Below are 8,792 nucleotides of genomic sequence, written 5' to 3' on the forward strand. Positions count from 1 at the left end.
CGCTACGAGCGCCGCACATGGCTGCAGCCGACATCCTTTTCCGCCCGCTGATCGCGCTGGGCCGCTTCGTCCTCTCCCTGATGGCCGGGGTGGGGCGGCTCGCCATTTTCGCGGGCCATGGGGTGAAGGCCGCCTTCGCGCCGCCCTGGTATCCTGCCCGCTGGCTGGAACAGATGGCGCTGATCGGCTGGTTCTCGCTTCCCGTCGTCGGGTTGACCGCTCTGTTCACCGGCGCCGCCCTCGCGCAGCAGATCTATGTCGGCGGCCAGCGCTTCTCCGCCGAATCCACGGTTCCCGCCGTCACCGTGATCGCCATGGTGCGCGAACTGGGGCCGGTGCTGGCGGGCCTGATGGTCGCGGGCCGGGTGTCCTCGGCAATCGCGGCCGAACTTGCGACGATGCGGGTCACCGAACAGCTCGATGCGATGGTCACACTCCGCACCGATCCCTGGTCCTACCTGATCGCGCCGCGCCTCGTGGCCTCCACGCTGATGCTGCCCATCCTCGTCACCATCGCCAATGTCATCGGCATCCTCGGCGGCTATGCGCTGGCCGTCTGGCGGCTGGGCTTCAACGGCAGCACCTATCTCGCCACCACCCGCCGCTATCTCGAGGCAGACGACATCGTCTCCTCACTGGTGAAGGCCGCCGTGTTCGGCTTCCTGCTGGCGCTCGCGGGTTGCTACCACGGCTATCGCTCCGGCGGCGGCGCGGCGGGCGTCGGCCGCGCCACCACAAACGCGGTCGTCACCGCCTTTATCCTGATCCTGCTGTTCAACCTCGCCATCACCGTGCTGGTGTTCGGCGCATGACGGAACCGCGCCTCAGCATCCGGGGCCTCAAAAAGGCGTTCGGCCCGAAGGTCGTTCTGGACGGCGTCGATCTCGATGTTGCGGCGGGCGAAAGCCTCGTCGTCATCGGCGGGTCGGGCACCGGCAAGTCGGTGCTGCTGAAATGCGTCCTCGGCATCATCCGGCCCGACGAAGGCTCGATCCGGCTCGACGGGCAGGAACTGGTGGGGCTGAAGGGCCGGGCGCTGGAACAGGCGCGTGCCCGCTTCGGCATGCTGTTCCAGGGCGGCGCCCTGTTCGATTCGCTGCCGGTGTGGCGCAACGTCACCTTCGCCCTCACCCAGGGGAAGCTGGGCGGCGGGGCGAAGATGCATGCCCTCGCGGTGGAGGTGCTGGCGAAGGTGGGGCTGGAACCCCGCGTCGCCGATCTCCGCCCGTCGGAACTGTCTGGCGGCATGCAGAAGCGCGTCGCGCTCGCCCGCGCGATCGCCGCCAACCCGGAAATCCTGTTCTTCGATGAACCGACAACCGGTCTCGATCCCATCCGCGCCGATGTCATCAACGCCCTCATCCGTCAGCAGGTGACAGCGCTGGGCGCCACCGCCATCACCATCACGCACGACATGGCCTCCGCCCGCCACATCGCGGACCGGGTCGCCATGCTCCACGGCGGCCGCATCCTGTGGAGCGGCCCCGTTTCCACGCTGGATCACAGCGGCAACGCCCATGTGGACCAGTTCGTCCACGGCCGCGCCGAAGGCCCGATCACCACCGCCGCCACGGCCTGAGTCGCGCGGCCCGCCAACGGCCCGCGCCCCATCCGTCACGCCGCGTCCAAGCCGTTCGGAACAGGGCGCAAATCCGCCGTTACAATCGTTCACTTGGCTTTGGGCGCTGCTTGTCATCAGGCTGTCTCCGCGATCCCGCATTCAGGTCCGCCATCCGGCGGGCGGGCGGAATCGCAAAGGGTTCGGGACATGAGCGACATTATGTCGAACAGGCAGATTCTGCTGATTGCGATCGCGCTGGGATTCATCGGGGGCTTCTCCGCTGTCTCGCTCGCGAACAGCGTCTCGGCGGCCGAGGCGTCGGCGGCCTACACCACCGCGGGCTGATCGGCCTCTTCGGCCGCCTGCATCGCCCACAGCTCGGCATATAGGCCGTCCGCCGCCAGCAGCGCGGCATGGGTGCCCCGCTCCACGATCTCTCCGCCGCGCATCACCAGGATCTGGTCCGCGTCCACGATCGTCGAAAGCCGGTGCGCGATCATCAGCGAGGTGCGGCCGCGCTCGGCCAGTTCCAGCGCCTCCTGGATTCCGGCCTCGGTCGCGGAATCGAGCGCGCTTGTCGCCTCGTCCAGCAGCAGGATCGGGGGATCTTTCAGCAGGGTGCGCGCGATCGCCACCCGCTGCTTTTCCCCGCCCGAAAGCTTCAGGCCGCGTTCGCCCACCGGCGTGTCATAGCCGTCGGGCAGGCTTTCGATGAAGGGCCCGATCTGCGCCGCCCCGGCGGCCGCCCGGATCTCGTCCATGGTCGCGCCGTCGCGGCCATAGCCGATGTTGTAGCCGATCGTGTCGTTGAACAGCACGGTATCCTGCGGCACGATCCCGATCGCGGCGCGCAGAGAGGATTGGGTCACCGCGCGAATGTCCTGCCCGTCGATCAGGATGCGCCCGCCCGCCACGTCGTAAAAGCGGAACAGCAGGCGCGAGATGGTGGATTTCCCCGCCCCCGAAGGGCCGACGATGGCCGTGCGCGTGCCGGCGGGCGCGGTGAAGCTGATGCCGCGCAGGATTTCCCGTTCCGGCTCATAGCCGAAGCGCACATCCTCGAAGCGGATTTCCCCGCCCGTCACCAGCAGCGGCTGCGCCCCGGGCACGTCGCGGATCTCCGCCTCGCTGTCGATCAGCGTGAACATCGCCGCCATGTCCACCAGACCTTGCCGGATCGTGCGATACACCATGCCCAGCATGTCCAGCGGGCGGAACAGCTGCGCCAGCAGGGTGTTCACCAGCACCACGTCGCCGGTCGTGAACTGCCCCCGGCTCCAGCCCCACACGCTGTAGGCCATCGCGCCGCCCATCAGCAGGTTGGTGATCAGCGACTGGCCGATGTTCAGGAAGGCCAGCGAATTTTCCGATTTCACCGCCGCGTCGGCATAGCGGCGCGCCACCCGGCCGTAGTGCAGGCTCTCCCGGTCCTCGGCGGTGAAATATTTCACCGTCTCGTAATTCAGCAGGCTGTCCACGCTGCGCGCCACCGTCGCGGTGTCCAGCTCGTTCATCTCCTCGCGCAGGGCATTGCGCCAGTCGGTCACGCGGCGGGTGAAGCTGATATAGGCCACCACCATCACGGCGGTCGCGATCACCAGCTCCACGCCGAACCGCATCCAGAAGATCACGCCAACGGCCGCCAGCTCGATGATCGTCGGGGCGATGTTGAACAGCAGGAAATACAGCATCACGTCGATGGATTTGGTGCCGCGCTCCACGATCTTCGCCAGCGCCCCGGTGGAGCGGTTCATGTGGAAGCGCAGCGACAGCCGGTGCAGGTGCGCGAACACATGCTCGGCCAGCCGCCGGGTCGCATCCTGGCCCACCCGCTCGAACACCACGTTGCGCAGATTGTCGAACAGCACCGATCCAAAGCGCGCGCCCGCATAGGCGACGACCAGCGCAATCGCGATCGCGGCCCCGCCTTCCAGACCCGGCGCCATCCGGTCGATCGCGCCCGCATACAGGAAACCCATCGAAAGCTGGATCGCCTTCGAAACCAGCACCAGCAGCAGCGCGATCGCGATGCGCAGCTTCAGTTGCGGCTGATCCGCCGGCCACAGATAGGGCAGGAACCGCTTCAGCGTCGCGAAGCCGGGCTCGGCGCTGCTTCCGGGGGTGCGCTCGGGGGGGCGGGCAGGGGGGCTCACGCCCGCCATGTGGCACTCGCGGCCGCCTGTCGCAATAAGCCGTTGCAGTGCGCGCCCGCCGACGCCACATGTCACGCATGGCTTCCAATCCCCCGATGAAGGCGGTGATCATCCCGGTCACGCCCCTCCAGCAGAACTGCACCCTCATCTGGTGCACGGAAACGATGAAGGGCGCCTTCACCGATCCGGGCGGGGATCTCGATCATCTGCTGAAGGTCGCCGCCGAACAGGGCGTCACCATCGAAAAGCTGCTCGTCACCCACGGCCATATCGATCATTGCGGTCTCACGGGCGTTCTTGCCGAACGGCTTGGCGTTCCCATCGAAGGCCCCCACCCGGACGACAAGTTCTGGATCGACATGAACCCCGCGACCGGCGCCCAATATGGCATCCCCGGCGCCACCGCCTTCACGCCAGACAGGTGGCTCCACGATGGCGACAAGGTGACGGTCGGCAACCTCGTGCTCGATGTCTGGCACTGCCCCGGTCACACGCCCGGCCATGTGGTGTTCCACCATCCGCCGTCCAACCTCGCCATCGTCGGCGACGTGCTGTTCCAGGGCTCGGTGGGCCGCACCGATTTTCCCAAGGGGGATTTCCAGCAACTCGTGCAGTCCATCACCAGCCGCCTCTGGCCGCTCGGCGACCAGACGGCGTTCGTCCCCGGCCATGGCCCGATCAGCACCTTCGGCCGCGAACGGCAGACCAACCCCTTCGTGGGCGACGCCGTCCTCTAGCCCGCCTAGAAGCGCGTCCGCAGTGTCACCGCCCCGCCGGTGTCCGTCAGGCCGGGCTGGTTCCCGGCATTGTCGCGGCGAAAGGCCGCCAGCGTGAAGCCGCCCCGGCTCCAGCCGATCTCCCGGGCAGTTTCCCGCGCCGTCACCCCGGCCCCCAGCGCTGTTCCGTTGGCCAGCCGGAAGCCGCCGCCCGTCACCGCCGGCGGCTGCGCCACGAACAGGCTCAGCACCCCGCCCCCCAGGGGGGCCCGCGCCGTGGCAGACCAGCTCTCCACCGCCAGCGCGCCGTCGGCCCGCAACAGGCTGTTCGCGGCCAGATGCGGCGTCGCCCAGCCCCGCGTCCCCGCCAGCCGCAGCCCGAACCCGCCGCGCCCGAACGCCAGCGCCCCGCCCAGCGATTGCGTCCGCCCCCCGGTCAATCCGTAATCGCCGGACAGCCGCGTGCCCAGGAAGGCGCCGTCCTCCTGCGTGTCCGCCGCGTGCAGCGTCAGCGCCAGCGGCCCCCGCGCCCAGTTCGCCGCCGCCAGCAGCTGATCCTGCCGGCTATCGGTGGAAAGCCCGTCCAGCCGGGGCAGCGCCAGCCGCCGCTGCGTCGCGGCCAGCGCCAGCGTCAGCCCACCGCTCCGCCAGTCCGCCATCGCCAGCTGCCGCCCGCCGGTGCCCATATTGTCGTCCGGCGTCAGCCCGTCGTCCGCCGCCAGCCCGCCCGCCGCGCTCCCGGGCAGCGCCTCCCGCGCCAGCTGCCCGCTTGCCACGCTCAGCCCCCATTCCGCCTCGCCGGGCGTGCCCTGCCGCAGCGACAGGCGCGTTTCCCGCAGGGGATTGCGGCTGGCGGCGCGCCGGTCCACGCCCCGCAGCGCAAGGCCCAGATGCGCCACCTGCCGGTCCCCGTCGCGGAACGCATCCGCCGCGGGCCTGTCCCGATCCCCGGTCGCGCGCAAGGTCAGCGCGGCGCGGAACGGCCCGGCTGAAACATCCGTCGCGGCCGTCTCCAGCTCGCCCGCCGCCAGCCGCCCCGCCAGCCGCGCGGCAGAGGCCGGGCGCAGCCCGCCCCCCAGCGCAAAGTGATAAAGCCGGTCATGGCTGTCCACCACGGGCACCGCCCCCAGCCCGGCGCTGCCGGAAAGCCCGGTGCCCAGCGCGCTGCCCAGCGCCCCGGCAGAGGTGGCGGAAACCGGCACGGCCGTCCCCGCCAAGCTGGTCTGCCCAATGGGAGACATCGCGCGCCCGATGTTCAGCCGCCCCCGGCCATAAACCGCATCGGGCCCCGCCTCGCCCAGATCGTCGGCCGTCGTCAGCAGGATTTCGGTGATGCGCGTGGCCGTCAGGTTCGGAAAGGCCTGCGCCAGCAGCGCGACCGCCCCCGTCACCGCCGGCGCGGAAAAGCTGGTGCCGGAATAGTGATAGGCCTGCCCCAGATGGTCGAAGCCGCGCACGCCCTCCCCCAGCGCGACGAGGAAGTTGGCCGCCGCCGATCCCGCCCGGTTGGAAAAGCTGCTGATCACCCCGCCGTCGCCGACCGAGCCAACGATGATCACAGCCGAAGGCCCCACCGCGCTCAAAGCGCCCAGCGGCAGCGGATCGGGGTTCGCCGCCCCCTCGTTCCCGGCCGAAAGCACGATCACCGCGCCATCGCCGGCCGCCCGGGCCAGCGCGTTGCGCAGCACCGAATTGGCGGGCGATCCCCCCAGCGAGATGTTGATGGCCCGCGCCCCGGCATTGGCGGCGGCGTCCACCCCGGCGGCGATGCTGGCGTCGGTATAGTTGCACCCGTCGGCACATTGCCCATTGTCGGCGCGGAAGCTGGCGATCGTCGCCTCGAAGGCGACGCCCATGATCTGGCTGTCGTTGCGCGCGGCGGCCGCCACGCCCGCCACCGCCGTGCCATGGCCGGAAATGTCCTGCACCGTCCGCCCCTGTCCGCTCACGTCGCGGCTCTGGCCGGAAATGCGCCCCGCAAACTCTGCGCTGCCGGTGTCGATGCCGCTGTCCACGAAGGCGATGGTGATGCCCCGGCCCGTCGCCCCGGCCTGCCAGGCGGTGATCGCGGCAGAGCCCAGCGTCGCGGTAGAACGGCGATATTCGGCCGTGTCATAGCTGATGGCGGCCGGTGGCGCGGGCGTGGGCGCGGGCGTCACCGCTGCCGGGGTCTGCGAAACCGGGGTCACGGATCCGCCGGCCCCGCCGCAGGCCGCAAGCGCCATGCACCCGGCAGACAGCAGCAGGCACGCGCGCAGCCGGGCTTCCGCCCAAAGTGGAACTGGCCTCATTCGTTCGTCCTCGTCTATGGGCGGCGCATGACTCGCCGCACGACCTTCGAAAACGACTTCTCGTTGACGGGCAGCCTGCCGGGGCGGCTTTCGGGCGTCAACTCCTGGCTCTTCGATATGGACAACAGCCTCTATCAGGCCAGCGTCAACCTGTTCGCCCAGATCGACCGCAAGATGGAGGCCTATGTCGGGCAGCTGCTGGGGCTCGGCCGGGACGAGGCGCGGGCCCTGCAGAAGCGCTATTTCCACGAACATGGGACCACGCTGAAGGGGCTGATGCTGAGCCATCAGGTCGATCCCTATCACTTCCTGTCGTTCGTCCACGATATCGACACATCCGTGCTGGATCCAAATCCGCGCCTCCGGGCGGCGCTGATGAAACTGCCCGGCCGCCGCATCATTTTCACCAACGGCGATCGGCCCTATGCCGAACGGGTGCTGGGGGCGATCGGCATCCTCGACTGTTTCGAGGATATCCACGACATCCACGCGATGGATTACCATCCCAAGCCCGATCCCAGGGCCTATTCCGGCCTGTGCGCGGCGCATGGCGTCGATCCCGCCCGGGCCTTTTTCGTGGATGATATGGCGCACAATCTGAAACCCGCCCATGCGCTGGGCATGGTGACGGGCTGGGTGAACAACGGATCCGAACGCGGCGATCACGGGCATTCGCCCGATTTCATCGATCATGAGATCGCCGACCTGACAGACTGGCTTGAGGAGCTGACGCGATGACCGACTGGACCGAAACCCGCGACGCGATCGAGGCCGCGTGGGATGCGCGCGACGCGCTGACGCCCGGTGACGGCGCGGTGGCCGCTGCCGTGGAGGCCGCGATCGCGGGCCTCGATTCCGGCGCGCTCCGGGTGGCCGAACGCGGCGCCGACGGCCAGTGGGCGGTGAACCAGTGGCTGAAGAAGGCCGTACTGCTCAGCTTCCGGCTGACGGCGAACGGCCCGGCGGACGGTGTCGGGGCGCCGGCCTACGACAAGGTGCCGCTGAAGACGCTGGGCTGGGGCGCCAACCGCTTTGCAGAGGCCGGGTTCCGCATGGTGCCGGGCGCCGTTGTCCGGCGCGGGGCCTATGTGGCGCCCGGCGTGGTGCTGATGCCCAGCTTCGTGAACATCGGCGCCCATGTCGGCAAGGGCAGCATGGTGGACACATGGGCCACGGTGGGCAGCTGCGCCCAGATCGGCGCCAATGTGCATATCTCGGGCGGGGCGGGGATCGGCGGCGTGCTGGAGCCGCTTCAGGCCGGCCCGGTCATCATCGAGGACGGCGCCTTCATCGGCGCGCGCTCCGAAGTGGCCGAAGGCGTCATCGTCCGCGAAGGCGCGGTGCTGTCGATGGGGGTGTTCCTGGGGGCATCCACCAAGATCGTGGACCGCGCGACGGGCGAGGTCTTCATCGGCGAGGTGCCGCCCTATGCCGTGGTGGTGCCGGGAACGCTGCCCGGCAAGGCGCTGCCGGATGGCACGCCGGGGCCGAACCTCGCCTGCGCCGTCATCGTGAAACGGGTGGATGCGCAGACGCGGGCAAAGACCGGCATCAACGAGCTGCTGCGGGACTGAGCCATTGCACGACCGGGGGGCGGCGGGCATCCTCCGGGCGGCAGCCACGAACAGGCATGATGGGGGTGAAGATGAATCGGTTCGGCCTGATCCTGATCTCGACAATCGCGCTGGCCGCGCCGGCGCTGGCGCAGAAGCCGGTGACGCCCACGGGCGTCTGGCAGAGCCCCGGCGGCAACACGCGCCTCAGGCTTTCGAAGTGCGGCGCGAATATCTGCGGCAAGGTGGCCTGGGCCAGCCCGAAGGCCAAGGCGGACGCCGCGCGCGGCGGCCATCCCAATCTGGTGGGCATGAACCTGTTCGAGAATTTCAGCCGGACGGGGCCGAACAGCTTCAGCGGCCGGGTTTTCGTGCCGGACATCAACCGCAGCTTCAACGGCACGCTGACGGTCACCAACCCCACCACGATCAACGTGCGCGGCTGCCTGGTGCGCAACACCGGCTGCCGCAGCGACACCTGGACACGGGTGGGCAACTGACATCGCCGTCTGTTGGAT

General features: G+C 69.4%; 9 protein-coding genes. 7 read left to right on the forward strand and 2 right to left on the reverse strand.

What is annotated here, in order from left to right; all coding sequences use genetic code 11:
• Positions 1 to 17: 17 nt before the first annotated feature.
• The 3 genes from ACE3O8_RS02440 (at position 18) to ACE3O8_RS02450 (ending at position 1,906) form a co-directional block, all read left to right on the forward strand.
• Complete coding sequence (locus ACE3O8_RS02440; protein ID WP_374386409.1) at positions 18 to 812, forward strand: MlaE family ABC transporter permease; 795 nt, start codon at positions 18 to 20, stop codon at positions 810 to 812.
• Positions 809 to 1,579, forward strand: a complete 771-nt coding sequence (locus tag ACE3O8_RS02445; RefSeq protein WP_374386411.1) for an ABC transporter ATP-binding protein — start codon at positions 809 to 811, stop codon at positions 1,577 to 1,579. Before ACE3O8_RS02440 ends, ACE3O8_RS02445 begins: the two co-directional genes overlap by 4 nt.
• 189 nt (positions 1,580 to 1,768) lie before the next feature.
• Positions 1,769 to 1,906: a hypothetical protein gene (locus ACE3O8_RS02450; RefSeq protein ID WP_374386413.1), complete on the forward strand. Its 138-nt coding sequence runs from the start codon at positions 1,769 to 1,771 to the stop codon at positions 1,904 to 1,906.
• On the opposite strand, the gene ACE3O8_RS02455 is transcribed toward ACE3O8_RS02450, so the two are convergent.
• Positions 1,888 to 3,723: an ABC transporter ATP-binding protein/permease gene (locus ACE3O8_RS02455; RefSeq protein ID WP_374386415.1), complete on the reverse strand. Its 1,836-nt coding sequence runs from the start codon at positions 3,721 to 3,723 to the stop codon at positions 1,888 to 1,890. The two genes, ACE3O8_RS02450 and ACE3O8_RS02455, sit on opposite strands and share 19 nt — an antisense overlap.
• A 68-nt stretch (positions 3,724 to 3,791) precedes the next feature.
• Here ACE3O8_RS02455 and ACE3O8_RS02460 point away from each other — a divergent pair, with 68 nt between their 5' ends.
• Complete coding sequence (locus ACE3O8_RS02460; protein ID WP_374386417.1) at positions 3,792 to 4,451, forward strand: MBL fold metallo-hydrolase; 660 nt, start codon at positions 3,792 to 3,794, stop codon at positions 4,449 to 4,451.
• A gap of 5 nt (positions 4,452 to 4,456) precedes the next feature.
• Here ACE3O8_RS02460 and ACE3O8_RS02465 read toward each other — a convergent pair whose 3' ends face one another.
• Positions 4,457 to 6,721, reverse strand: coding sequence for a S8 family peptidase (locus tag ACE3O8_RS02465; protein ID WP_374386420.1), 2,265 nt, complete (start codon positions 6,719 to 6,721; stop codon positions 4,457 to 4,459).
• A gap of 27 nt (positions 6,722 to 6,748) precedes the next feature.
• Here ACE3O8_RS02465 and ACE3O8_RS02470 point away from each other — a divergent pair, with 27 nt between their 5' ends.
• From ACE3O8_RS02470 to ACE3O8_RS02480, 3 genes are all read left to right on the forward strand, one after another.
• Positions 6,749 to 7,459, forward strand: coding sequence for a pyrimidine 5'-nucleotidase (locus tag ACE3O8_RS02470; protein ID WP_374386423.1), 711 nt, complete (start codon positions 6,749 to 6,751; stop codon positions 7,457 to 7,459).
• Positions 7,456 to 8,295, forward strand: a complete 840-nt coding sequence (gene dapD / locus ACE3O8_RS02475) for a 2,3,4,5-tetrahydropyridine-2,6-dicarboxylate N-succinyltransferase (protein ID WP_374386424.1) — start codon at positions 7,456 to 7,458, stop codon at positions 8,293 to 8,295. Before ACE3O8_RS02470 ends, dapD begins: the two co-directional genes overlap by 4 nt.
• Before the next feature lie 71 nt (positions 8,296 to 8,366).
• Positions 8,367 to 8,774: a DUF2147 domain-containing protein gene (locus ACE3O8_RS02480; RefSeq protein ID WP_374386426.1), complete on the forward strand. Its 408-nt coding sequence runs from the start codon at positions 8,367 to 8,369 to the stop codon at positions 8,772 to 8,774.
• The last annotated feature ends 18 nt before the right edge of the window (positions 8,775 to 8,792 follow it).

The sequence above is a fragment of the Sandaracinobacter sp. genome (assembly GCF_041909755.1).
Taxonomy (GTDB): Bacteria; Pseudomonadota; Alphaproteobacteria; order Sphingomonadales; family Sphingomonadaceae; genus Sandaracinobacteroides.

Bases quoted from the DNA above. Each gene is read 5' to 3' on its own strand.
- ACE3O8_RS02440 (WP_374386409.1), top strand. From the start codon at position 18: ATGGCTGCAGCCGACATCCTTTTCCGCCCGCTGATCGCGCTGGGCCGC.
- ACE3O8_RS02445 (WP_374386411.1), top strand. From the start codon at position 809: ATGACGGAACCGCGCCTCAGCATCCGGGGCCTCAAAAAGGCGTTCGGC.
- ACE3O8_RS02450 (WP_374386413.1), top strand. From the start codon at position 1,769: ATGAGCGACATTATGTCGAACAGGCAGATTCTGCTGATTGCGATCGCG.
- ACE3O8_RS02455 (WP_374386415.1), bottom strand. From the start codon at position 3,723: ATGGCGGGCGTGAGCCCCCCTGCCCGCCCCCCCGAGCGCACCCCCGGA.
- ACE3O8_RS02460 (WP_374386417.1), top strand. From the start codon at position 3,792: ATGGCTTCCAATCCCCCGATGAAGGCGGTGATCATCCCGGTCACGCCC.
- ACE3O8_RS02465 (WP_374386420.1), bottom strand. From the start codon at position 6,721: ATGAGGCCAGTTCCACTTTGGGCGGAAGCCCGGCTGCGCGCGTGCCTG.
- ACE3O8_RS02470 (WP_374386423.1), top strand. From the start codon at position 6,749: ATGACTCGCCGCACGACCTTCGAAAACGACTTCTCGTTGACGGGCAGC.
- dapD (WP_374386424.1), top strand. From the start codon at position 7,456: ATGACCGACTGGACCGAAACCCGCGACGCGATCGAGGCCGCGTGGGAT.
- ACE3O8_RS02480 (WP_374386426.1), top strand. From the start codon at position 8,367: ATGAATCGGTTCGGCCTGATCCTGATCTCGACAATCGCGCTGGCCGCG.